The 24,437-nt window shown below is 66.7% G+C and carries 19 protein-coding genes and 3 pseudogenes; 14 read left to right on the top strand and 8 right to left on the bottom strand.

Annotation, left to right across the window (positions count from 1 at the left end; all coding sequences use genetic code 11):
- Window positions 1–52: 52 nt before the first annotated feature.
- The 3 genes from H1D24_RS32775 to H1D24_RS32765 form a co-directional block, all read right to left on the bottom strand.
- Complete coding sequence (locus tag H1D24_RS32775) at window positions 53–1,063, bottom strand: LacI family DNA-binding transcriptional regulator (protein WP_181661366.1); 1,011 nt, start codon at window positions 1,061–1,063, stop codon at window positions 53–55.
- 363 nt (window positions 1,064–1,426) lie between these two features.
- Window positions 1,427–2,761: an ABC transporter ATP-binding protein gene (locus H1D24_RS32770; protein WP_181661365.1), complete on the bottom strand. Its 1,335-nt coding sequence runs from the start codon at window positions 2,759–2,761 to the stop codon at window positions 1,427–1,429.
- A gap of 395 nt (window positions 2,762–3,156) precedes the next feature.
- Complete coding sequence (locus H1D24_RS32765; protein ID WP_181661364.1) at window positions 3,157–4,161, bottom strand: LacI family DNA-binding transcriptional regulator; 1,005 nt, start codon at window positions 4,159–4,161, stop codon at window positions 3,157–3,159.
- A 357-nt stretch (window positions 4,162–4,518) separates the two neighbouring features.
- On the opposite strand from H1D24_RS32765, the gene H1D24_RS32760 reads away from it, so the two are divergent.
- The 9 genes from H1D24_RS32760 (at window position 4,519) to H1D24_RS32725 (ending at window position 12,882) form a co-directional block, all read left to right on the top strand.
- Window positions 4,519–5,547 (top strand): ABC transporter substrate-binding protein, encoded by a 1,029-nt coding sequence (locus H1D24_RS32760; protein ID WP_258564486.1) that lies wholly within the window; start codon window positions 4,519–4,521, stop codon window positions 5,545–5,547.
- Between the two features lie 99 nt (window positions 5,548–5,646).
- Window positions 5,647–5,847, top strand: a complete 201-nt coding sequence (locus H1D24_RS42885) for a hypothetical protein (RefSeq protein ID WP_258564485.1) — start codon at window positions 5,647–5,649, stop codon at window positions 5,845–5,847.
- Window positions 5,848–5,926: 79 nt separating this feature from the next.
- Window positions 5,927–6,799, top strand: a complete 873-nt coding sequence (locus H1D24_RS32755; protein ID WP_181661363.1) for a carbohydrate ABC transporter permease — start codon at window positions 5,927–5,929, stop codon at window positions 6,797–6,799.
- Window positions 6,796–7,683 (top strand): carbohydrate ABC transporter permease, encoded by an 888-nt coding sequence (locus H1D24_RS32750; RefSeq protein WP_181661362.1) that lies wholly within the window; start codon window positions 6,796–6,798, stop codon window positions 7,681–7,683. Before H1D24_RS32755 ends, H1D24_RS32750 begins: the two co-directional genes overlap by 4 nt.
- Window positions 7,684–8,026: 343 nt before the next feature.
- Window positions 8,027–9,208 (top strand): NosD domain-containing protein, encoded by a 1,182-nt coding sequence (locus H1D24_RS32745; protein WP_181661361.1) that lies wholly within the window; start codon window positions 8,027–8,029, stop codon window positions 9,206–9,208.
- Window positions 9,209–9,322: 114 nt separating this feature from the next.
- A complete protein-coding gene (locus H1D24_RS44195) occupies window positions 9,323–9,601 on the top strand; it encodes a hypothetical protein (protein WP_181661414.1) in 279 nt (92 codons plus the stop codon).
- Window positions 9,602–9,828: 227 nt separating this feature from the next.
- The gene (locus H1D24_RS32735) at window positions 9,829–11,082 is read left to right on the top strand and encodes an ABC transporter substrate-binding protein (RefSeq protein WP_220137514.1); all 1,254 of its coding nucleotides are present in this window, start codon (window positions 9,829–9,831) and stop codon (window positions 11,080–11,082) included.
- A 76-nt stretch (window positions 11,083–11,158) separates the two neighbouring features.
- The gene (locus H1D24_RS32730) at window positions 11,159–12,040 is read left to right on the top strand and encodes a carbohydrate ABC transporter permease (protein WP_181661359.1); all 882 of its coding nucleotides are present in this window, start codon (window positions 11,159–11,161) and stop codon (window positions 12,038–12,040) included.
- A gap of 2 nt (window positions 12,041–12,042) precedes the next feature.
- On the top strand, window positions 12,043–12,882 hold the full coding sequence (locus tag H1D24_RS32725) for a carbohydrate ABC transporter permease (RefSeq protein WP_220137513.1): 840 nt from the start codon (window positions 12,043–12,045) through the stop codon (window positions 12,880–12,882).
- 326 nt (window positions 12,883–13,208) lie between these two features.
- Here the strand turns inward: H1D24_RS32725 and H1D24_RS44425 are convergent.
- Both H1D24_RS44425 and H1D24_RS44420 read right to left on the bottom strand, forming a co-directional pair.
- Window positions 13,209–13,656, bottom strand: a pseudogene (locus tag H1D24_RS44425) (IS110 family transposase); the annotation flags it as partial.
- 105 nt (window positions 13,657–13,761) lie between these two features.
- Window positions 13,762–14,175, bottom strand: a pseudogene (locus H1D24_RS44420) (transposase); the annotation flags it as partial.
- A gap of 367 nt (window positions 14,176–14,542) precedes the next feature.
- On the opposite strand from H1D24_RS44420, the gene H1D24_RS32710 reads away from it, so the two are divergent.
- The 5 genes and pseudogenes from H1D24_RS32710 to H1D24_RS32690 all read left to right on the top strand — a co-directional run.
- Entirely contained in the window at window positions 14,543–17,152 is a 2,610-nt protein-coding gene (locus H1D24_RS32710) for a SpoIIE family protein phosphatase (protein ID WP_181661357.1), read from the top strand.
- Between the two features lie 13 nt (window positions 17,153–17,165).
- The gene (locus tag H1D24_RS32705) at window positions 17,166–18,269 is read left to right on the top strand and encodes a sugar ABC transporter substrate-binding protein (protein ID WP_309484520.1); all 1,104 of its coding nucleotides are present in this window, start codon (window positions 17,166–17,168) and stop codon (window positions 18,267–18,269) included.
- A gap of 64 nt (window positions 18,270–18,333) precedes the next feature.
- Window positions 18,334–19,122 (top strand): ATP-binding cassette domain-containing protein, encoded by a 789-nt coding sequence (locus H1D24_RS32700; protein WP_181661356.1) that lies wholly within the window; start codon window positions 18,334–18,336, stop codon window positions 19,120–19,122.
- Window positions 19,119–20,396, top strand: a complete 1,278-nt coding sequence (locus tag H1D24_RS32695) for a sugar ABC transporter permease (RefSeq protein ID WP_181661355.1) — start codon at window positions 19,119–19,121, stop codon at window positions 20,394–20,396. The genes H1D24_RS32700 and H1D24_RS32695 overlap by 4 nt, the downstream gene beginning before the upstream one ends.
- 278 nt (window positions 20,397–20,674) lie before the next feature.
- Window positions 20,675–21,064: pseudogene (locus H1D24_RS32690) on the top strand (MmyB family transcriptional regulator); the annotation flags it as partial.
- Window positions 21,065–21,284: 220 nt separating this feature from the next.
- On the opposite strand, the gene H1D24_RS32685 reads toward H1D24_RS32690, so the two are convergent.
- From H1D24_RS32685 to H1D24_RS32675, 3 genes are all read right to left on the bottom strand, one after another.
- A complete protein-coding gene (locus H1D24_RS32685) occupies window positions 21,285–22,064 on the bottom strand; it encodes a class I SAM-dependent methyltransferase (RefSeq protein WP_309484519.1) in 780 nt (259 codons plus the stop codon).
- 190 nt (window positions 22,065–22,254) lie between these two features.
- Window positions 22,255–22,662 carry a hypothetical protein gene (locus H1D24_RS32680; protein ID WP_181661354.1) on the bottom strand — a complete coding sequence of 136 codons (408 nt, stop codon included), beginning with the start codon at window positions 22,660–22,662 and terminating at the stop codon, window positions 22,255–22,257.
- A 196-nt stretch (window positions 22,663–22,858) separates the two neighbouring features.
- A complete protein-coding gene (locus H1D24_RS32675) occupies window positions 22,859–23,710 on the bottom strand; it encodes a DMT family transporter (RefSeq protein WP_181661353.1) in 852 nt (283 codons plus the stop codon).
- Window positions 23,711–24,437 lie beyond the last annotated feature (727 nt).

Here is a 24,437-nt window from a genome sequence, read left to right as displayed (position 1 = left end):
TCAGTCGCTGATATCAGGAGGTGAGGGACTGGCCTCCCTCACCGCCCAGGGACTATCCGGTGCTACAGCCGCACGACGTGCGATAGATGATGCGCGGCTCGAGGCGGATGACTTCGTCCTCGCCGTAGTTGTCACCGTTCACGCGCCGCAGCAGCAGAGACATGGCGGTGGCACCTATGTCGAAGGCCGGTTGAACGACGGTGGTGATGCGTGGCTCGAAGAGGTCGGACTGGGGGAAGCCGTCGAACACCGCAAGCTTGAGATCGTGCGGGATACGAAGGCCGATTTCGGCGGCGGCCTCCATGACGCCCACGGCTGTTTCCGTGCTGGCGCAGGCCACCGCTTCCGGCCGCCGTTTGCCCGTGAACAGGTTGAACGCCGAGACGCGTGTGTCCGCGGCCAGCCCCGAACCCGTGATCACGAGCTCCGAATCCGCCTCGAGGCCGGCTGCCCGGAGCGCCTGTGAGTAGCCGCGGTGACGCTCCGCCATGGTCGAGACCGCGAGGTCTCCGGCGGCCAGGGCGATGCTGCCGTATCCATGTCCGAGCAAGTGCTCCACAAGCTCGCGCATGGGCTTGGTGTTGTCCACCCCGACCTGGTCGCCGGATCCGCCGTTGCCGAGCCGGTCGAGGATCACCACGGGTGTACCGCTTCTGCGCACCGCGTCGGTCTCCCGGCCCGTGGATCGTGCGGCCGGGGCCACGATGAGGCCGTCCACGCGCCGAGCGGCAAGTGCCTGCACCGATCGCCTCTCCTGGGCGGGATCCTCCCCGGAATGTGCGAGCAGGAGGGTGTAGCCGGCCTTTGCCGCCTCGTGCTCCACACCCCTGACCATGTCGGCGAACGTGGGCTGTCCGGCATCGGAGACCACGAGGCCGATGGAATCCGTGCGTGAGCGGCGTAGCGACCGGGCGAGTGTGTCCCGGCGGTACCCGGTCTGTGCGATGGCCTTCAGCACCCGCTCGCGGGTCCTGTCCGCCACCGGCCGCGTCCCGTTCATGACGTGCGAGACCGTCGAGATGGACACTCCGGCGAGTTGCGCCACATCGACGATGGTCGCCACGCGGACCTCCTTTCCCTTTCTTATCGAAACGTTTGCGCGAAACGTTTGCGTCGATTCTTGTGGCCGCCCGTGTGGGTGTCAAGGTGTTGAAGGCCTCAACTACCTTGCCCGTCGACGGCTTCCGCTCGGGAAAATGCACAGGTCGGCCCCGTCATGCCTCTGCATGACTCCACCAGCGGCCGGCGGTGGCGAACAGGGGCGGTGGCGAAAGCGGCTGTGGGGGCATCAGCCGGAGACAACGAGGCCCGGCCACGCCCGAGGGAGCGCGTTTCCACAGGTGCCCGGCCGCGGGCGGGCGTCACGCTGCCGCGGAGTACGGTCGCTGGGCGATGGGCACCACAGCACCGGGCCGCGGAACGTGCTTCACCCGTGCACTCCGGGCGACTCGGTGGGGGCCGGGCAGATCCTGCGGCCGTGGTGGTCGAAGACATAGAGACGCGCTAGGTCTACGAGGACCGGTATCTGGGCGCCCGTCCGCAGCCGCAGGTCGGGCCCAGTTCGGACCACCAGGTCGCCGACAGTGATGGTGGCTCGATCCTGGGTGTAGGCGCCTGGCGCCTCGGCTTCCGACCCGTCGAGCGTGGCCGTGGGCGCCGTTGCACGCACAGTGGCCCGCTCCTTGATCCGCGCGAGCACGCCCGGCCCGCGGCTCCGGCGGCTGCGCCTGGGCCGGGCTGACTCCAGAAGGGGTACGACTGCGGGGTGCGAGCCGGTGTTCAGGTGCACCAGCACCTCGTGGCCCTGGTACTCCACATGCTCGACGACGCCGGTCAGCGGGACCTCCCCAGGACGGGCCTGGCTGGGCGGGGCGATGCGGGCGGCCTCGGAGCGCAGTCCGACGATGATTCGCAGCCCCTGCTGGATGCGGAGCAACTGGTGATCGTGGCTGAGCGGTTCGGGCAGCGGCAGCCGTTGCCGGCCGAGGTCGATCCACATCCGTCCCTCGAGCGGCGCGTGCACGACGGCCTGGAGCAGATTGATGCGCGGGGTGCCGACGAAGGCCGCGACGAAGACGTTCGCGGGCAGGGCGTAGGTGTCCCGCGGAGTGCTCACCTGCTGGAGCACTCCGGCGCGCATCACCGCAACCCGGTCTCCGAGCGACATCGCCTCGGCCTGATCGTGCGTCACGTAAACGGTCGTCACGCCCAGATCGCCGGTGAGTTTCGCTATTTCGGCCCGTAGGCGGTTACGGAGCTTGGCATCCAGGTTGGACAGCGGTTCGTCCATGAGGAACACGGACGGACACCGGGAGATGGCTCGGCCCATTGCAACGCGCTGACGCTCGCCGCCGGACAGCCGGCTCGGGTAGCAGTCCAAGGTGTCGTCGATCCCGAGCATCCGGGCGGTGGCCTCGATCCGCGCGCTGTTGTCCTGGTGCGGGTTCTCCAGCTTGAGAGGGAAGCCGATGTTGTCGCGGCTCGTCATGTTCGGGTAGAGCGCAAAGTTCTGGAACACCATGGCCATGCCGCGTTCGCGAGGCGGCACATCGTTGGCGTACTTGCCGTCCAGGAGCAGCTCGCCCCCGGTGATGTCCTCCAGGCCGGCGATCATGCGCAACACCGTTGACTTCCCGCAGCCCGAGGGGCCGAGCAGGACCACGAACTCGCCCGGCCTGATGTCGAGTGAGAACCGTTCGACGGCCGGGGTGGCGCGAGCGTAAGTCTTGCTGACGCCGTGCAGGGAAATGGCGCGCGTCATCTGCTGCCGCCTGGTGACGCGAGCCCGCCGCCGGCCGTCGTCCAGCGGGTTGGATCGCCAAGAGGAGAGGGCACTGTCATCTGCCTTTCCGTGATGTCAATGTGATATCGGGCGGCGGGGGACTTGCCTCTCCCGCCGCTCTCTGGCTGCTGTCCGCCCCCTCACTCTCCGGCCCCTGTCGGGCGCTGTGCTCGTACGGGCCGGGCGGCAGGCGATGTGGCAGTCGGGGCCCTCCGAGCCGGACCGGTGCCTTGGCTCGGGCTCGACGCTTGGTAAGAACCCGGCTCGGCCCTCTCGTTGTTGCTGCCCGTTCCCACCCGCATGAGGGTGCGGCGGGCCGACGGGCGCCGGGCGAGTCGTGTCCCGCACTCACGTGAAAAACGAAGGGCGCCCTGTCAGTCCGGGCAGCCGCACGACTCCCGATAGGTGATCTCGGGCGCCAGCCGGACGGAGCGGTAGCTGGTCTTCGGATCGTCCTCCAGGCGGCTGAGCAGGAGCTGCATGGCGGTGCTGCCGATTTCGTACGCGGGCTGGGTGATGGTGCTGATCCGGGGATGGAAGAGATCCGCGTGCGGAAAGCCGTCGAACGTGGCGAACGCGAAGTCGCGGGGGGTCTTCAGATCCAGGGCCCCAGCCGCCTCCAGTACGCCGATGGCCGCCTCGGTGCTCGCCGCGACCACGGCTGTCGGGCGGTCCGGCTCCTGGAGAAGCTCCGTCATCCGTCGGCGGACATCCGCCGCGAGACCGCTGCCCATGAGGACCAGCGAGTCGTCGGTCTCGATGCTCGCCTCGGCGAGCGCGTCCAGGTAGCCCTGGCGCCGCTCGGAGATCGTCGAGACCGCTGCATCGCCGGCCGCCAGTGCGATCCGCCGGTGACCGTGCTCGATCAGGTGCAGCACCACGTCCCGCATGGGGAGGACGTTCTCCACCCCCACCTGGTCGGCACGGATGCCACCCAGTCGGTCCATGAGGACCAGTGGGGTTCCCCGCTGCTGGATCTCCGTCATCTCCTTGCGATGGGAGCCGCCGACCGGGGCAATGATCAGGCCGTCCACCCGGCGCTCGGTCAGCACTCGCAGCGCGCGCAGCTCGCGCGAGGGGTCCTCACCCGAGTTGGCGAGCAGCAGTGTGTGCCCCGCGGCAGCCGCCTCGTGTTCGACACCCCGGACCATTTCGGCGAAAGCGGGCTGGGTCACATCCGATACGACGAGGCCGATCGAGTCGGTCCGCGATCGGCGCATGGCACGGGCGACGCTGTCCCGCCGGTATCCCGTCGCGCGGATCGCTTCCTCCACGCGCGCCCGGGTGTCCTCCCGGACAGGGCGCGTTGCGTTGAGGACATGAGAGACGGTGGACGTGGAAACTCCCGCCAGTTTTGCGACATCGACGATCGTTGCCACTCGTATATCTCCGTCTACGAAATCGAAACGTTTACGCCACGATGTCACGCCGCGCTCAGCGTCGTCAACGGGACGGAAAGTCCTTGTGCAGAGCAGCGATGTCCCGCGCGGCGGCGAGCAGGTGTCGTGCCGCGTGAGCAGGTCTGCGCCTGGAAGAAACCTGGTCGGCACACTGTCTTGACACGGGTACCCGCCCGAGTATCTTTCATCGAAACGTTTGCCTCATGGCCGGGCGGGCTCCACACATGGGCCTCGCCCCAGCCGTGACCGGCCCTCTCCAGCAGCCGATCCGGCCGCTCATCTCGGTGAAGTCAGCAGACCAGCGGCAGAAGATGTCAGCGAAAGGTGCAGCAGATCATGTCAACGATGACACATGAGGCCGGCAGTCCTCGTGCCACGCGGTTCCGTGGGCTCGCGAGCAGTGTCACGGCGACCGCACTGGTCGCCGCCATGGTGACGGCGTGCGGGTCGGACTCCTCCGGCGGTCCGTCCGCTGAGGGGCTGATCACCCTGGCGATGCACAATCCGAACATCAAGCAGCAGGACCCCGCGACGTACGAGCTCGTCCAGGCGTTCAACTCGAAGAACCCGACGATGAAGGTCAAGCTCGTCGGACGGCCGATGGAGCAGCACCAGCAGCAGATGACGATCGCGGCACAGAGCGACACGCTGCCCGAGGTGTTCTGGGTCTACAACGCGTTGGCGAAGACCATGACGAAGAACGGCGACCTGCTCGATCTTGGGCCGGTGCTGGGGGAGAAGAACCTCAAAGGCAAGTTCGCCCCGCACATGCTCTCGGGCTTCAAGCAGGAGGGTGTCCAGTACGGAGCTCCCTACCAGGCCCTGGTGACCGGCTTCTACTACAACAAGTCCATCCTGGACAAGCAGGGCATACCCGTCCCCGAGACCTTTGGCGACCTGCTCAGCGCGGTCAAGAAGCTGAAGGCGAAGGGAGTTGTGCCGATCGCGAAGGGTGCGAACAACTCCTCGTTCAGTGTGTGGGCCTTTCTTACGATGCTCGACCGCTTCGGGTACGAGGAGAAGTACCAGGCGATCCTGGACAAGAAACTGAGCTACGACAACCCCGACTTCCTGCGCCTCTACCAGCACATCGAAGAACTCGCGGAAGCCGGTGCCTTCCCGTCCAACATGACGACGCAGACTTACACACAGGCCGTCGCATCGTTCACCGCAGGACAGGCCGCCTTCCTGGACTCGGGGGTGTGGGACGCGGCGAAGATTCAGAAGAGCCCGATCGGCAAGAACGTCGGGTTCTGGGCCGGCCCCACCTTCTCCGACGGCGTTGGCAAGCAGAAGTTGGTGATGAACGCCCCGTCGGCTCCACTCGTCGTGAGCGCCAAGGTCAAGGAGGACCCGAAGAAGTAAGAGGCCGTCAAGAAATTCCTCCAGTTCTACTACAGCGACGAGGGCCAGCAGATCCTGGTCAAGAACGACCAGCCGCCTGTCACCACGTACGTGCCGGCCGTGGACAAGGGCAAGTCCTCTGTGTTCTCAGCCGTATTGAAGGAAGCCGCCAAGCCTGACCTGTCGAGCCCCAAGGCGCAGCCCGACCTGGTCGTCTCCGCGGAAACCGCCAACGCCATGTACGACAGCATGTACGGGGTCATGTCGGGCGCGATGAGCCCCAAGGAGGCCGTACAGCTCGTTCAGCGGACCCTCAAGTAGCCGACGGCACACCGTAGCCGACGGCGAACGCCGTCCGGTGACGACCAGGGTCTGCCGTGGCCCGAATGGCAAGGACAGCATGAACTGGCTCACCACACGTCGGACTTTCACCCTCATGATCGCGCCGGCGTTGCTCATCTACACCGTGTACATGGTCTATCCGATCCTGTACTCGATCTATTACAGCTTCACCAGCTACGACGGTGTTTCACCGGCGACGTTCACCGGACTCAGCAATTACCGCGAGATGATGCAGGACACGGTCTTCAGGACCTCGGTCCAAAACACCGGCATCATCCTCGGCATCGCCGTGACGCTTCTGGTCCCCTTGGCCTTCCTGCTGGCGGTCCTGCTCAGCGGCAACGTCAAGGGGAGCGCGATCCTGAGGCCGCTCGTCTTCGCTCCGGCGATCGTGGCGCCGATCCTCGTCGGGCTGATCTGGATCTTCATCCTCGATCCCAAGATCGGCCTGGTCAACGCGCTGCTGCAGGCTGTGGGCATAGCGATCCAGCCGCAGTGGGTCGGAGGGAGCACACTCAGCCCTTACTCGATCGCATTCGTCTATCTGTGGCAGCAGATCGGATTCATCGTCACCATCCTCTACGCAGCCATCCGCATGCTCCCGCGTGACGTGATGGAGGCCAGCACCCTCGACGGGGCGACGCGTTTCCAGCAGCTCCGGTACATCACGGTACCCATGCTGCGCGAATCGTTCGGGATCTGTACGGCCCTGGTCGTGACGGGCGTCTTCAAGATCTTCGAGCTGGTCTATGCGCTGACCGGAGGCGGTCCGGTCCATCTGTCCGAGGTCATGGTGAGCTACATGTACTACGTCACGTTCACGACTCTGCAGTACAGCTACGGGATGGCGCTGGCGGTCGTGGTCTTCGTCATCGGCGCCGTCGCCGCGGTCGTCACCCTGTTCGGCATGAAGAGGAGGGCTGCGGCGTGAAGACGACGAGTACACAGCGCACCGGATCGCACACCACGTCTTTGCCCGGCCGGCGCCCACGCCGCGCTCGGATCATCGCCTCGGCCGTCGCCTATCTGATCACTTTCGTGATCCTGCTCCCGCTGCTCTGGATCATGCTTCTGTCGTTCCAGACCAACGAGAACATCCTGGCGCGCCCGTTCTCCCTGTCGGATCTCAGTCTGGCCAACTACCGGCAGGCCCTGGAAACGCTCGACCTGATGGTCATGTACAAGAACACGCTGATCCTGGCGGTCTTCTCGGTGACCATCGGCCTGGTCGTCTCCTACATGGCTGCGTTCGCACTGACCCGGATGGTCTTCCGCAACGGCAGGCGCGGCGTACAGAACACGATCAGGTACTACATCCTCGCCGGCCTCGCCGTACCCGTGTACATCCTGCTCTTCCCGGTGTACCGGCTGGACATCGCGCTGAACCTCTTCGGCACGCACGCCGCGCTGATCCTGCCCTACATCGCGGTCTCGATACCTTTCAACACCCTTCTGCTCACGGGGTTCCTCCGCGAATTCCCCGAGGAGATAGAGCAGGCGGCGATCATCGACGGGGTCGGCCTGCGGTCGATGGCCTGGCGCGTCGTCTTCCCGCTCATGCGTCCGGTCGTCGCCACTCTCGCGATCCTCAACGTCATCTACGTCTGGAACGAGTTCCCCTTCGCCGTGACTTTGATCAACAAGCCGGAGCTGACGACGATCTCGCTAGGAATCTCCCAGTTCCAGGGCGTCTACAGCGTCAACTACGGCGCGATGATGGCATCCGCGACCCTCGTACTCGTCCCCCAGCTGGTCATCTACGCGGTCTTCCAGCGTCAGGTCATCTCCGGCATGACCGCAGGGGCGATCCGCTGAGCCGACGAGAGGGGCCGATCTGCACGACCGTGTGCTTGGACCGGTGGGGGCATCTGCGCTCGCACCGGAACACACGGCTCACCATCTCTTCGTCCAGGAGTCGATATGCATCAAGGGAAGCCGCGCATCTCACGTCGCACCGTGCTGGCGGGCCTCACCGCAGCACTGACGACGGCGGCGTCATTGAACGCCGCACGGCAGAGCACCGCGCAGGCCGCCACAGCCACCACGGCCACAACGTCAGCACCGCACCCGGTATACCCGCCCTACCACTCCATCGTCGGGCTTCTCTGACCACAGGACCAATGCGGTCGTTCCGAGGGACCGTTGAGGAAGGACAGAAATGGCAGACACTGTCTACGACGTCACGACGTGGGCCGGAGCGACGGTCTCCCCGTACGTGGACATCGGCGCGGTGATCAACCAGATCATCGCGGACATCAAGTCGAAGCAGACGACGCAGACCACCAGACCCGGCGCGGTCATCTACATCCCGCCCGGCCACTACGACCTCCTGACCCGGGTCGTCATCGACATCAGCTTCCTGCAGATCAAGGGATCCGGTCACGGGTTCCTGTCCGAAGCCATCCGCGACGAGTCGCCAACCGGATCCTGGGTCGAGACACTGCCGGGCGCCAGTCACATCCGGGTCAAGAACAACGACGGCCACAAGGAGGCGTTCCTGGTGAGCAGATCGGGTGCGCCGTCGACGGTCGGCCGCCTGAACAGCATCGTCTTCCAGGACTTCTGTCTGGACGGCGTGGGCTCCACCAAGCCCTACACGCCAGGGAACTCCAAGATCGGAATCTCGTTCCAGTCGGACAACGACGCGGTGCGGATCGAGGGTATGGGCTTCGTGTACCTCGAGCACGCCATCATCATCAAGGGTGCCGACGCTCCCAACATCACCAACAACTTCATCGCGGAATGCGGCTACTGCATCGAGCTGACCGGAGCATCGCAGGTCGCCAAGATCACCAACAACTTCCTGATCAGCGCGTGGGGAGGCTACTCGATCTTCGCCGAGAACGGCGAAGGGCTGCAGATCTCCGGCAACACCGTCCTGTGGGCCTGCAACATAACGCTCAACAACGTGAACCGCGCGTCGATCACCAGCAACAAGCTGCTCAGCAACTTCCCCAGCATGATCGCGCTGCTGAACGGAAGCTCCGAGAACCTGATCGCAAGCAACCACTTCCGGCGCGTCCACGGCGACGGCACCAGCACACGCTTCGACGACAAGTTCGGTCTCGTGCACATCGCGGGCAGCAAGAACACACTGACATCCAATCAGTTCTCGTTCTCCGTCCCCTCGGGGAACATCACCCCCGCGGGCGCGGACCCGACCATCGTGCTGGTCAAGAGCGGCGACAACAACTACCTGGCTACCAACCACATCACCAGCAACCTGCCGGCCAAGGTCGTCCTCGACGCCAGCACCACGGCCACCAAGGTGCTTTACAGCGCCACGAGCGCACAGTTCGACGCCTATACCTCGAACCACTCGATGGTGCCGACTCCCTGACACGCAGAACCTCGGAATCACCGCTGCCCGACCGGCCCGCGAGACCATGGGCCGGCCGGGCGGCGGGGGGCGCTCGGTAACCGTGGGGACTACTGGCTCGTCCTCACAGCGTCACTGGATGACGACGTTGACGTTCTGGAACTCGCTGGTGCCGTTGAAGGTACCCGCGCGGAAAGAGCTCCGTCCACTTCAAGAACGTCAACCGATCCGATCATCATCCGGGTCGAATCCGGGGATGGGAACCATATCTCGAACAACCGGGCCATCAGCAATGTGACGGCAAAGCGAGTCCTGCTCGCGGCCGCCGCAACCGCCACAAAGGTCCTGGACAGCGCCACGGTGTCCGAATTCCAGGCCGAGACGTCGAACCATACATTGCGCGCCACCCCCTAGTGCGCCGGGCGCAGCGTCCGAACCCTGACTGGTGACGCCCACTGCCGGCGAGTTCCCCCTTCCGTTTCGCAGCAGATTTCGTCGCGCCATGAAACCCCACCCCTCACCCGGAAGTTGCTTTTCAACGTGAACTGGAGCGTGTCATGAAGAATTGGGTCCCAATGTCTGGTGCCGCGGAAATTCAGCGCCGGAGCGTCCTGAAACTGGGAGGTCTGGCAGGTCTCGGCATGCTGACCGCCACCGCCTGCGGCGCCGGCGGCATCACTGACGACTCGTCCGGCGGTTCGGGCTCTCTGCGAGTGCTGTGCGAGGCCGGTGGCAAGCAGGAGCTGCTGAAGATCGCGGAGCTGTTCAAGAAGAACACCGGCACCTCGGTCACGTTTGTCGAGCTGCCCTATGACGGGCTGTACAACCGGGTGCTCGGCGAGTTCAGTTCCGGAGCGGTGAGCTTTGATGTCGCGGCCCTCGACGCGATCTGGCTGCCCACGTTCGCCGAAGGCGTCCTGCGGCCTCTCGACGAGCTGTTCACCGCGGACGTCAAGAAGGACCTGTTCCCCTCCCTCGTCCAGGGCGCCCAGGTCAAGGGCAAGTTTCTCGGGATGCCTGCCTGGACCAACTCCGAGATCCTGTTCTACCGGAAGGACCTGTTCGAGGACGCCAAGGAGCAGGCGGCCTTCGAGAAGGAGTACGGCTACCCGCTCGCCCCACCGACGACGTGGGAGCAGTTCTCCGACGCCGCGGCCTTCTTCACACGCGACACCAAGGGCAAGAAGGCCCTTTACGGCACCGACGTGAAGGGCGCGGTCGAGACCGAGTGGCTGGCCCACGTCCTGCAGGCCGGCTCCCCCGGAGCGGTCCTCGACGATCAGGGCAAGGTGATCATCGACAACAGGCAGCACGTGGACGCACTCCGCTTCTACAGCGACCTCAACAACCGGGCCAAGGTCAGCCCTCCCGGTGCGAAGCAGCTCGACTGGGGCGGCGCGCAGAACCTTTTCAATCAGGGCAAGACGGCCATGATGCGGTTCTGGGCACACGCCTTCCCGCTTGTGCCGAAGGACTCACCCGTCTATGGCAAGGTGGGCGCGGCTCCCATGATCGCCGGTGCCGGGGGCATGGCCGGCATTCCGGGGCCGTGGTACCTGTCCGTACCGGAAGCCACGAAGAAGGCAGATCTGGCAACGGAGTTCGTCAAGTTCTGCTACGACAACAACGCGCTCGCCATCCAGTCCTCGCTCGGCCTCGCCGCCCGCACCTCGGCGTTCGAGCAGTACCAGGACAAGACCGGCCACGAACACTTCAAGCCCCTGGTGCAGACCCTGTCCGCGCCCGCCACCCGCTCCCGCCCGGCGACACCGAAGTGGCAGCAGATCGTCGACACGGTGCTCATCCCCACGATCCAGAGGTCGTTGACACCGGGAGCCGACTACGAGGCGCTGCTGAAGGGAGCTCGCTCCGATGTCGAGCGTCTCATCGGCTAGCCGCGAGCGTGGTCGGACCGTCCTCTCCCGGTCCAGCCACGCCCCCGGTCGTCCTGGTCGTCGCAACGCCCGATCGGTGCGACTCACCGACGGGAGATTCGCCCTCCTGCTCATGGCGCCGGCCGCCGTATTCTTCGCCGCCTTCGTCCTCTGGCCGCTGGCGAGCCTGGTCATCGACAGCTTCTACGACATATCCCCGATGGCCGGCGAGCGCCGGTTCGTGGGACTCGGCAATTATCGAGACGCGTTCGGATCCGCCGAGTTCATCAGCGCCTCGCTGCGCACCGTGCTCTACACGCTCCTCGTCGTCTCGGCCGAGTTCGTGCTCGGCCTGGCGGCCGCCCTCATGTTCAACGCCCTGGGGCAGCGCTCCCGGGTTCTGCGTACGGTGTTCCTCTACCCGCTGATGATCGCGCCGGTCGTCGCCGGTCTGCTGTGGCGCTTCCTCGTGATCGACAACTTCGGCATCGTCAATGAGCTGCTCACCAGTATCGGGATCATCGACGACCCGGACGCCATCGGCTGGCTCAGCGACCCCGACATCGTCCTCTTCTCGGTCGCCCTTCCCGACATCTGGCTGACCACTTCCTTCATGGCTCTCGTTCTCTTCGCCGGCCTGCAGAACCTTCCCGGTGACGTCCTTGAGGCGGCCCGCCTCGACGGTGCGGGCCCGGTCCAGATGCTCCTGCGTATCATCCTGCCGCTACTGCGTCCGGTGATCGCGGTGGCCCTCATCGTCCGGGGAATCGATGCCGCTCGCGCCTTCGACGTCATCCTCATCCAGACCAACGGCGGTCCCGAGAACGCCTCGCAAACACTGAGTCTTCTGATCTACCGGACAATGGTCCGATTCGGCGATCCCGGACTCGCCTCGGCAATGGGAACCCTGTATCTACTGGCGATGCTTGCCGTCGCCCTGGTCGCGGTCGCCACGATCTGGCGTCCCGGGAAGGCGTGAGCGTGAACAGCCTGGAAGTCCGGCGACCGGCCACCCGCGCGCTGCTGTGGGCACTGCTGTCCGCACTGATCGTGCTCTATGCGTTTCCGTTCGCTTATCTGGTCCTCACTTCGCTGAAGAGCCCGAGCGAGGCCATCTCTGTCCCCCCGAGCATCCTTCCCCGCACCTGGAGCGCGGAGAACTACTCAAACGCGCTCGCCGAGGCCGGGGTCCTCGCATCCTTCATCAACAGCATCACCACGGCGTCCATCAGCACCGTGCTCTCGCTGGTCCTCGCCGTACCGGCCGCCTACGCCGTCACTCGTTTCAGGACACCCAGTGGACGACTATTCGTCCTCGCCGCCCTGGTCACCAGGATGGTGCCGCCGGTTGTCGTCGGCGTACCACTCGTCGGCATGATGAAGACGCTACATCTGACGGACACGCCCTTCGGGCTGGCGCTGGCTCACACCACCGTGTCGCTGCCACTGTCGATCTGGCTCATGACAAGCTTCCTCGAGGCTGTGCCCGGCGAACTGGAAGAGGCCGCCAAGGTCGACGGCTGCAACCGACTCGAAGCGATGCTCCGGGTGGTGGTGCCTGTGGTCTCCGGCGGGATGGCGGTCACAGCGATCTTCGCCTTCCTGGCCTCGTGGAACGAGTTCCTCTTCGCGCTCCTCCTCACCGCGGTCAAGGCGCAGACGACCCCGCTGGTCATCGCTGAGTTCCAGACACAGTTCGGGCTCCAGTGGGGCTCGATGACCGCCCTGGCAACGATCTACTCCATCCCGGTCGTGCTGCTCACACTGATTCTCCAGCGACGCATCGTCGCCGGTCTCACGCTAGGCGCCGTCAAGAGCTGACGGAAGGAGCTGCCCCACACTTCAAGGGGCATGTTTACCCCAGCAGCGACGGTGGGGCGACGGTGAGCCGGCCGTTCGAGGGGCAAGGGCACTTGGTGAGACCCAGCTCCCCCTCACGGCGGACGGACATACAGAAGAGACACACCCGCGAGGAATCGCGCACTCCCGAAATATTGCCCCTTTCCCAGTAGAACGGCGACGTCGAAGCCGCGGAGTACCGGTGCCACGTGCGGCCGGTCGACGGCGTCGACTACGCTGAGTGAAGACCCAGAGCAGGCCCGAGGCAATCGCCAAGGAGCTTGGCGAACACAAGAAACTAATAAGGCGCCGGGCAAGCTGCGGATCACCTGGCGTGCGGATGATCCCGAAACCGGGCCTCGATGAGGGCGTCGAGTTCGGCGATCTCCTCGTCGAGGGCCGGCCACCATGGCGGCGGCGGATTTCTCGCCGGGCAGCGCGGTGTGCTGGACATGGGCTGCCTCGACGGCGATGCGAGCGAGTGGGGCCGCGCCTTCGATCCTGCGGTTCTTCAGCCGGGTCTCGATGCGCTTCGCGCCCGTGCGGCTGATGGCAGCCAGGGGTCTGGTTCCTCAGGTCGAGGTTCCGCTCCAGCGCGGGGAAGATCTCCAGGAGCTGAGCGCGGAGTCGATTGATCTGCCGGGGGGCGGTCGAAGACCAGGCGCCGGGTGGTCAGGGTGCGCAGGTCGACAGCGATCTCGTCGCCAGGCCGCAGCAGCCCAGGTCCTGGCGGAAGCGGGCCTGGTCGGCGATGAGAAGGCGTCCCTGGGTCCGGACACAACCGGCCTGGTTTCCGCAGCCGAGCGTTAATCGACTCGATCAACTTCGTGGAATAGACCACCTTCCCTACTCTCCGGCGGGCAGGCCAGAGCGGATGTCCCGCACGCTCATGCCGCGGGCGTACAGCAACAGGATCTGCTCATGAACCGGGCCAGTCGCCTCGCATGCTTGGGCACCAGCTTCGGCTCGGAGGAGCCGTTGCGGTCGCGGAATGGCCACCGTGAACGGCCATGCGTCGGTCAGCACGGTCTTCGGCGAGGTCCGTGCGGCTCTTGCTCGAAAGTGTGCTGACGATCATCGTTGAGACCCCCTGGGTGTTCGGACATTTCGACGTCCAAGGCCCGTTCCAGCACGGTGCGAGTGACCTGGGTCAGCAGTCCGCCGTCGCCGAGCAGGGTGGCGGCTCCTGAGGCGTCGGCGCGGCCATCAGCCGCTCGACGACCTCGTCCACCCAAGCCTGTCCTCAACAGGCTTGGCGGACGGGTTGTCCGTCACGCTCGTCCGTCCCGGCCGGTCAAAGCCCGAGGCTGGGCCTCGGCGAGCCTGTCACATCACGGACTTACATGATCTTTCAGACCCTGGACGGCGGCTGAGGCTGCCGCCTGATTCGTGACGAGTGCATGCTGTAGATGCCGGGGCGGGTTGGCGGTGGGTTGCCTTGAGAGGGGACGCGCAAGCCAAAGTCCTGAGGAACGAGCAGCCAGCTGGTGCCGTGCTGAGTGCCTCGGTGCCATTCTGGTTGTGAGTCCCTTCACCATATGGAAAGGTGCGCCGGCTGAAGCCTCGTCATCGACTGTGAGACAACAGAGGCGGCACCTGCCAGCCTGCGCCCAGCAGGTGAGGGAAGCGATGGGGTGAGTCGATGTCCAGCGCAGGCGAGGACGGCTTCCCCACTTCGGAGCGGCATGACGGCTCGCCGACCGTGGTGCGGAATGAGGACCTCCGAGACCTGGGAGAACCGGGGACCGCGGTGGAGCAGGTTCGCGCGGTAGCGGGTGCCGCACTGGCTGCTGCCTACCTGCTGGGCCCGAAGGCTGACGAGCTGCGACTCGCCGACGCCGTCGGAGGACCTGTCGGCCGGTTCGGGCTCCCGACGGCCTGTCCTCTCTCCGGTCACTTTTCTGTCGCTGAGGCGGTCCGCTCGAATCGGCCGCTGTGGCTGGGTGCCACGCAGGTGGCCTCCGACAGCGAGAGGGCTTCGGCTGAGCCGGGAACTGGCCTTTCGCTGGGCGTGGTGCCGCTGAGCGCGGTGCCGTCTATGGCGGGCGGGGTGGCTCGGGGGTGCCTGGTCGTCGTGCGGGAGGGCCCGGAGGGGTTCGACTTTGACCGGCGCACGCTACTGGAGCTGTACGCCGAGCAGCTGTCGGCAGGCATGGAAGGAGGCTGCCCCCGAGCCGACGAGCGGGCCGGGCGCGGAATGGGTCGGGGCCAGGGGCTGCCCTCGCTGCCCCGCGTCCGCATCGGTACGTTCGCCCTCGACCGGAACACCGGCCGTGTCGATGCGGATGCGACGCTGCTCGAGCTGTTCGATGTCGCTGCGGAGACGTTCGACGGGTACGTGGAGAGCCTGATGGCGCACACGCTCCTGGACGACCTTCCCGTGTTGATGTCCATCGTTGGGCGCAGCGGGGCGACCACCGGGGTGCGGGACCTTATGTTCCGTGCCCGCCGGTCGTCCGGCGAACCGCGTTGGCTGCACCTGCGCTGCAAGGTGCTGGCCGACAGCACGGGCAGACCAGGGCGCGCGCTGGGGGTCGTCGCTGACGCCCCGCCCCTTCCGCCCGGCGGTGCGGAGGTCTCCGGGCTGCAGGAGCTGTCCACCGCTCTTGCGGGTGCCACGACCGTGCAGGAGGTAGGCCGGACTGTAGTGGAGGGCCTCAGCGCTTGGTTGGGAGCCGACCGGGTGGCATTCGCCGAACTCCGCGGCAGGCGCCTGGTGGTCACCGTCCTGAACCCGCCGACACCGGACAGCTGGCCGGAGATCTGGCGGCCGGACGGGCGTACTGAATGGCTCGACGCGTCCTTGCACGCCCTGCCCACCCTGGAGGCCGTGCTGCAGGCGGGCCGGACGAGCGTGTGGCCCCCGGGCAGCGCCCTCGAACCCGGCCTCGCAGGGGTTGGCCCGGGATGTCTCGCCGCCTTGCCACTGTCTGCCGAGGGGCGGGTGATCGGCGCGTGCCTCGCCGGTTGGGACTGCCCGCACCAGGTCAGCGCCGGGGAACGGTCCTGGCTCTCCGTGACCGCGGGACGCGCCGCAGAGGCCATGGTCCGGGCCCAGGCGTTCGATACCGAGCGCGAGCACGTCCGCATGCTCCAGACCAGCCTGTTGCCCCGCGAGCTGCCGGAGCTGGCCGGTGCTGTGGCCGCCGCCCGTTATCTGCCGGCCACGGCGGGCGTCGCGGTGGGCGGCGACTGGTACGACGTGATCACTTCCGACAGTCACCTCGCGCTCGTCATCGGGGACGTGCAGGGGCACAACGCCGAGGCCGCCACGATCATGGGCCAGGTGAGTACAGCGGTCAGGGCCTACTCGGCGGAAGGCCATCCGCCCGACGTGGTCCTGGCCCGCGCTAATCGCCTCCTCGTGGGTATGAAGACGGAGCTCTTCGCCACATGCTGCTACGTCTCTTTGGACATCGAGGAGGGCAGCGCCTGGTTCGTCCGAGCAGGGCACCCGCCTCCCCTCCTGCGTCAACCGGACGGCGTCACCGAGCAGGTGGCCGTCGCAGGAGGTCCGCCGCTCGGAGTTCTGGAGGACGCGGATTTTCCCATCACCGTGGTCGACGTCGCCCCGGGTGCGGTCCTGGCCCTGGTGACGGACGGCCTGGTGGAGTCCGCGGATCTTGCCATGGATGAGGGGTTGTGCCGCATGGGCGACGTGCTGGGCGCCGCCGATCCCTCCGACGTCGGCCGGGTGGCCGACGTCCTGATCAGCGGCGCGAACCGACGCGACGACGCCGCCCTGCTGCTCCTGCGCTACGACGGGCTGACGCTGCGGCCGGTTCGATCCAGCTGGAGGGTGTGGCGGATACCGGAAGCCGTCATGCACGCGCGCCGTTTCACCGCCCGTACGCTGCGTTCTTGGGGCGTCTCGGAGGAGGACGATGTGGTAAAGCTCGTCGTCTCCGAACTAGTCACCAACGCCGTGGTGCACACGCAAGGCGATGTTCGCCTCGACCTGACACTCGCCGCAGACCGGCTGCGCGTCGCCGTGACCGACTCGATGCCGCGAGCACCCGTCAAACCGAGGACCATGGACTGGGAGTCGACCGGCGGCCGCGGAATCATGCTCGTCGAGGCCATGTCGACGGCCTGGGGCTCTGTGCCGGTGGGCGGCGGCAAACAGGTGTGGAGCGAGATAGCCCTGCCACCGAGGGAGATCCCCGGCCCAGACGTCACGGCCGACGAGGCCGGCCCTGCTGAGGTGCACCTCCGGGGCCCGGCGGTACCGGTGCCGGGTGCACGCAGGTAAGGGAGGCCGCGACGTGAAGACCCGCCTGCGTGGCCCCGCCGTCACCGCGGCGGCGGTCTCCGTGACCCTCGTGCTCGCCGCCTGCGGGCAGACCGGCCGACCAGCCGGTCCACCTCGCAGCGCCTCGGGGAACGGAGGCTTCACGATCGGCGTGTTGATGCCCGACCAGAACGCCACCCGCTACCAGACCTTCGATAAGCCGCTCATCGAGAAGAAGGTCAAGGAACTGTGCAGCGGCTGCACGGTGGAGTACGCCAACGCCCAGAACGACGCCTCCACCCAGCGCCAACAGATGAACACCATGCTCAACAAGGGGGCCAGGGTCCTCATACTCGACCGCGTCGACGCTGGGGCACTGCGCCGCTCGGTGCAACAGGCCAGGGACGCAGGCGTCCCGGTAATCTCCTATGACCGGCTCGCAGACGGACCGGTCTCCGGTTACGTCTCCTACGACGATTACGACATCGGGGTGCTCCAGGGCCAGGCACTCATCCAGGGCATGGGGAACAAGGCGCACGGCGGCCAGGTGGTGTGGATCGACGCCACCGAGCCCCCTTCCCCGATTCCCTCGCGCCGGACAGGTGGGATGTCCGTCCTCAAGGGCAAGGTCGACATAGAGCACGTGATCACCAACGCCACCATCAGCCCACACGACGCCTACGCCACGATGTCCGCCGCCATCGCCAGGCTCGGCCCCCACAGGATCGACGGTGTCTACGCCATCAACGACGCGGTCGCCGCCGGGGCCATCTCCGCCCTGAAGGCCGCCCATGTCACGCCGCTGCCTCCCGTCGTCGGACAGGATGCCGAACTTTCCGCCATCCAACGCATCGTCAGGGGTGAGCAATACATGACCGTCTACAAACCCTACGAGCCGGAGGCCGACGCGGCAGCGGAGATGGCCGTGGCACTGGGCCGGGGCGAGAAACTCGACGGCATCGCCAGGACCACAGTTGGCAACTCCACGACGAAGGACATCCCAGCGGTCCTACTCACCCCGGTCCCGGTGAACGCCAAGAACGTCAAAGCCACCGTCGTCAAGAACGGCATGTATACGATCAAGCAGATATGCACCCCTGAAGTCGCAGCGGCGTGCAGGAAAGGCAGGCTCACCTAGGAGAGTTCCGCGTGTCCGAGCGTCACGCGATGTCACGGGTGATCAGGCGGTGAAGGAGAAGCAGATGACTCAGGTCTCGGACCCGCCCCTGTTGTCATTGCGCGCAGTCTCCAAACGATACGGCGCGGTCCAAGCACTCACCGATGTGTCCCTGGAGATCAACTCGGGCCAGGTCGTCGCCCTCATGGGCGACAACGGCGCGGGAAAGTCCACGCTCATCAAGCTCATTGCAGGCGTCGAGCCCGCCGACGAAGGCGTCATCGAGTGGAAGGGCCGCAGCGTCCAGCTCACCCAGCCGCACGACGCGCAGGCACTGGGCATCGCAACCGTGTACCAGGACCTCGCGCTGTGCGATGCCCTGGATGCCGTCGGAAACCTGTTCCTCGGCCGCGAGCTTCGCCGGGGCCTGGGACTCAACGAGCCGGAGATGGAGCGCCGGACCCGCGAACTGTTGGACACCCTGTCACTTCACATCCGCCGCCTGCGTGCTCCTGTCTCCACCCTGTCGATAGGACAACGGCAGATTGTCGCGATCTGCCGTGCACTGCTCGGCGAGCCCGAACTCCTTCTCCTCGACGAACCCACCGCGGCCCTGGGGGTCAGGGAGACCGCACAGTTCCTCGACCTCATCGAGCAGCTGCGCGACCGCAGGCTCGGTGTGCTGCTCGTCAGCCACAATCTCGGAGACGTCAAAGCCGTCGCGGACTGGGTGGCGGTGCTGCGCCACGGCCGCAACAACGGCTTCTACGACGTCAACATGGCACCCCACGAACAGATCATTTCCTCCATCATCGGCGCCACGGAGAACGCTGTCACCATGCGCACGGCAGAGGCGGAGGAGGTGGGCCTGTGAGCCGGTCAGAAACATCAGAAGAGAGCTCCACCAGGGCCGTGCCCGAGCCAGTGCGCCACACGGCCGGGTCGCGCCCGTCCGCGTACGCACGGGGACTCCGTCGCTGCGGGCACGCACTGAAGGTCCGTGCGCTACCCGGCGAACACGGCCGGGCCTCGGTGGTCCTCGGGCTTCTCGTGGTCTGGCTTGCCTTTCAAGCCGCCGACAGCCACTTCCTCTCCCCCCGCAACCTGTCCGGCATCAGCGTGGACATGGTAGGAATCGGGATGATCGCGCTGGGCCTGGTCTTCGTGCTGGCCCTGGGCCAGATCGACCTGTCGCTCGGCTCCGTCGCGGGACTGGCAACAGTCGTGTTCACCGTCCTGAACGTGCACGTCGGCGCCTCGGAGGGGATCGCAGTCCTTCTCGCGGTGCTCTCCGGCGCGGCGATCGGCACCCTGCAAGGGTTCATCCACGCAAAGTCTGGGATTCCGGCGTACGTCGTCACCCTCGCCGGACTGCTGGGCTGGTACGGCCTGACGCTCTACCTGCTGGGCTCGAGCGGCACCATCAACTTCAACGACACCGGCCTGGTCGCCTCGTTGACCAGCAGCTACTTCAGCAATCCCGCTGCGGCGTACGGCCTCGCGGCAATCGGCACCGCCGCGTTCCTGCTCATCTCCTGCCAGAACCGCAGACGCCATAAGGCAGCCGGAATGCCTTCCAGACCCCTCCGCACCATCCTGCTGCGCACGGGGGCGCTCGCGGCCGTCGCGTTCGCGGCCGCCATCGTGCTCAACGCGTTCCAGGGGCTGCCGTTGGCCCTCCTGATCTTCCTCGCCGCTGTCGCTGTCGTGGACTACCTTCTTCGCCGCATGCCCTACGGACGGAAGGTCTTTGCACTCGGCAGCGCAGCCGAGGCCGCCCGCCGCGCCGGCATCAACGTGGCATTGGTCCGGATGTCCGTCTTCACGATCTCAGGCACCATGGCCGCGATCGGAGGGCTGTTCCTGGCATCGCCGACAGCCTCGACGATCCAGCCCTCCAGTTCACCCACCCTGCTGTTGAGCGCGCTGGCCGCAGCAGTCCTCGGCGGCGCCAGTCTCTTCGGAGCACGCGGCACCAGCTGGTCGGCACTGCTGGGCATTCTCATCATCCAGTCGATCGCCTCCGGTGTGGCACTCGTCGGCATCCCCGCAGCCCTCCAGTTCATTATCACGGCAGGGGTGCTCCTCGCCGCCGTGCTGATCGACTCCACATCGCGGCGCACACAGCGGGCCCACGGCCTGGCGTGATTAGGCTGGACTGCGCCCGGTCGCCGAACTTCGGCTCCCTGCAGATGGGCAAAGCGGGCCGGGTCTGGTCGTCATGGCCAAGCGCCCCGCCTGAGGACCAGGCGCCGGAGGCGGCACAGGGTCTCGTGCCGGGACCCGGCATTTCCGTTCGGATACTCCCCAGGGGCCGGCCCGCCGCGAGTACGCGAACCGCGTCAACGCCCTCGGGCCGACACCCAGTGCTGATCGACTCGTTGCCCCTTCGTCGCGTATCTCGGCGACATCCCGTGTCCATCTAGGCCGAGCGCGGCCTTTACGCGGACTGGGAGAAATGCACCCTCGACGTGGTCGGGCACCTGCGCCTGGCCGCCGGCAAATATCCCGAGGCCCCCCGCCTGGCCTCGCTCATCGGCGAGCTGGCGATGGGCAGCGAGCGCTTCCGCCGCCTCTGGGCCCGCGCGGACGTGCGCGCCCGCACACATGGACGCAAGGCGTACCGGCACCCGCTGGTCGGACTGCTGGAACTGCACCAGGAGAACTTCGCACTACCGGACGAATCAGGCATGGAGCTGCTGGTGCTGTCCGCGACCCCCGGCAGCCCCGCCGAGGACGGGCTGCGCCTGCTCGCGGGCCTGGGCGCGGACAGCGGTGACCCGCATCCCACAGTGAACGCGCAGGTCCGCGAGTAACTCAACGACGCCCACCCACCGCCGGGAACGCCTCAACACTGACGGCTTTCCGGCCCCCGGCCTACTTTGCGGCTGGTGACACGTTTCTTACCGACACGTCGGCCGTGAGTTCAGCGTGACTGAGGTGCTTTCGCTGGGAACCCACGGCGTCTTCGGCAGGCAGGCATGAAAGTGCGGTGGGTCCGTTGCCGCTGAATCGACAGGTCTTTCACCACTGGTCTCACTCGGCGCGCTGTCCGACACGCAGGACGCTCAAGTAACGGCGTGATGCTCGATCGCCCATCCGCGTGCGGATGCGCTCGGCGATGGCGTCGAGCAGAGGCTCACGGACATCCCGGTCGAGCCTCCGATAGAGCGACTGTGAACGGAGGAGATCGGCAAAGCCGTCCCCGTTGAACCACTGAACGGTTGGATACCAGCGCACGATCGTTGGGCCGAACAATCCTCCGGGATCGTCGACCAGGCCCCACCCCTCGTCGGTGGTTCGCACGTCGTCCTCCAGCGGTGGATGACCCCAGCCGGGGTTCCCGGGGCAGAACCGCTCGTGGAGATCGGCGGTCTCGGCGTACACCTCCGCCTCTCCCGGCAGGCGGACAACGACGTGGCCGAGCAGCGCCATCCATCCTCCGGGACGGAGCACGTCGTGCGCTCGCTGCCAGCCAATCGAGGGGTCGACCCAGTGCCACGACGATGCAGCCACAAGAACATCGAAGCGTGCACCGCGGTCGTCCCACTCCTCAAACGTCGACGTCTCAACTTCGACGTTGCGGAAGGAGGCGATCCGGTGGCGAGCGAGTGCGGCCATCTCTGCGCCCGGCTCGATGGCGGTCACTGAGCATCCGAGCGCTGCCAGCGAGCGCGTCGCCTGACCGGTACCGCAGCCCACTTCCAGCACCGACGACCCTTCGTCCATGCCGGTGATTGCGCCAAGGTCCGCGAACAGCTCGTCGGGGTATCCCGGCCTGACCCGGTCGTAGAGCTCCGGCACCTCGTTGAACACCCGACCAAGGTCATGTCGATGCGGGCGCATCTTCGGGTCATCAGTCACGAGCGCACAACCTATGAGGCTCGTCCACGGGGACGCCACTGGTTTAACGGCAGCTCCTCGACAGCAGCGTGCCGGTCTTTTCTGCCTGGTCAGCCAGCATCGTTCGGTCGGAGATCCTCTTACGGGCAGCCGTTAAGAACGATCAGATGGAAGTCCGCCAAGATGCGGTCGGAAGGGAGAGCGGGCGCTCGAGCAGGTTCTGGGCGATGGTCGCGTAGCGGCTCGCGGCGGTGGGGGACAGGTTGAAGACCAGGGCGAGGTGCAACGGGTCGGCGCCGACGGTCAGTGCTTCGTGCAGTACCCGGTCGCCGCGGAGGCGTTCGAGGTAGACGCCCTGGTGCAGCAGGTGCCGCTTGAGGCATTCAGTACTGACAGGCCCGGTTCCCAGGGCCGTCTTCGCGTTGATCAATACGTGCCGGTTGGGAGTCTTCGACCAGGTAATGCGACGCTGGGCGAGCCAGGCCAGCAGGGTCTGATGAGACAGTTCGCCAAGCCGCTGGGCGTGTCCGGCGATGGTGATCCGGCGGTTGGGCAGGTCGAGGTCGTCCAAGGTGAGGCGTCGGATGGCCGTAGCGCGGGCGGCGTGGACGGCGGCCAGGGCGACGATCAGCCGTTGAGCCGGGGCGGCGGCGGGGGTCCTCCGTGGTTCGACGGACGCTCCCGACCAGGCCCGGCAAGCCCGCGTCACCGGCGTCCGCACACCATGACGAGCCCTCGAAGCGGCGCGGGCCCGTGCCCTCGACACTTCAGGCGCGCGCCAGGGGCGACGAGTCCAGAAACACGATGCCGGCCACGGCGATGGCCGCCCCCAGCGCCTGTACGGTCACCGCCCAGGTGGACGAGGCGAGCTGGTCGCCGAAGAGGGCGACGCCGATCGCCACGGCACCGATCGGCTCCAGGGTGTCGATGATCGGGAGGCTGATGGCCAGGGAACCGGCCTGGTAGGAGCTCTGCGACAAGATCAGGCCCAGCACGCCGATGAGGATCAGCGAATACGGCTCCCAGTGTGAGAACGCGCCGACGCCGTCGGCCCGGAACCGGCCGGCCGCGCTCTTGGTCAGACTGTCGAGCAGCGCGAACAGCAGTGCCGCCGAGATCGCGTACATGGCCGTCCGCGTCCGCCCCCGGTTCCTCACCCCAATCGGCACCAGCAGCGCCACCGCACCGCCGATGGCAACGAGCACCGGCAGCCAGTCAGCTACCTCCGGAACCGCCGTCTCTGCGGGCACCGGCAGCACCGTCAGGAACATGGCCACGCCTCCCGCCGTACAGGCGATCCCGATCGCCTCGCGGTGAGTGAGAGGCATACTGCGGCGCCAGGCCAGCAGCGGCAGGGCGAAGACGAGATCGGTGGCCGCCAGCGGCTGCACCAGGATCAGCGGACCGAAGGCCAGTGCGAGGCCCAACAGCACGTAGGAGGAGATGGTCAGACCCATCCCGGCCAGCCACTTCGGCCGGCGGGCCAGGTCGAGCAGGAGCCGAAGCCGCAGCGACTCCCGCGCGGGAGCCTCGCGCGCCGCCTGTTGCTGAACCACCGACCCGACCCCGAAACTCATGGCCGACAGCAGGGCGGCCAGCACCGCGACAGCGGCATTCATGGGGCAAGGATCCCCGCACGGGAGCTCAGCCGCATCCGACACGGGAGCCGGTCAGCGCCAGCGCTGCCCTTGGAAGCCGCCGACGAGACCGGGCCCCCCGAGTGGACCCTGGACACACTCACCGAAGCCGTCCGGGAGCAAGGCATCGACGTCCACCGCAGCCAGGTCCGCCGGATCCTGCTGGCCGAGGGGGTCCGCTGGCGGCACCCCCGCTCCTGGGTGCGCAGCACCGATCCGGAGTGCGCCCCAAAGGGGCGGCCGTCGTCGCCCTCTACACCGACCCGCCGCGCTCCACGGTGATCTGCGCAGACGAGCTCGGCCCTGTGATTCCACGCACCTTCGCCCCCGCCCTGGGCTGGTCCCGGGACGGGCACCGGATCAAGGCGCCGCTGGAATACGCCCGCGGGCGGGAGAAGACCTGGGTCTACGGGAGCTTGCGCGTGGCAGACGGCCAGGAGGTGACCTTCTGCGCGCCCTCCCGCAACACCGCCGGCTGGCTCCGGCTGCTGCAGGAGATCTTCCGGGCCAACCCCCGCGGACAGGTCTACGTGGTCGCTGACAACTCTCCAGCCACGCCAGCGGCCCCATCCGCAGATGGTGAGGAAGCATGCGAGGGTCCATCAGGTCTTCATCCCGGAACGTCAGCGAGGGCAGGTGCGAAAAGCGGAGAAACACATCAAGGGAGAGACACATCCTGGGAGTGAACTCTCCCCTCTTCTCCAGGTGC

This window comes from Streptomyces himalayensis subsp. himalayensis, assembly GCF_013778455.1.
Taxonomy (GTDB): Bacteria; Actinomycetota; Actinomycetes; order Streptomycetales; family Streptomycetaceae; genus Streptomyces; species Streptomyces himalayensis.
Note: the sequence above shows the minus strand (reverse complement) of the source record. Positions and strands in the feature narration are given on the sequence as shown.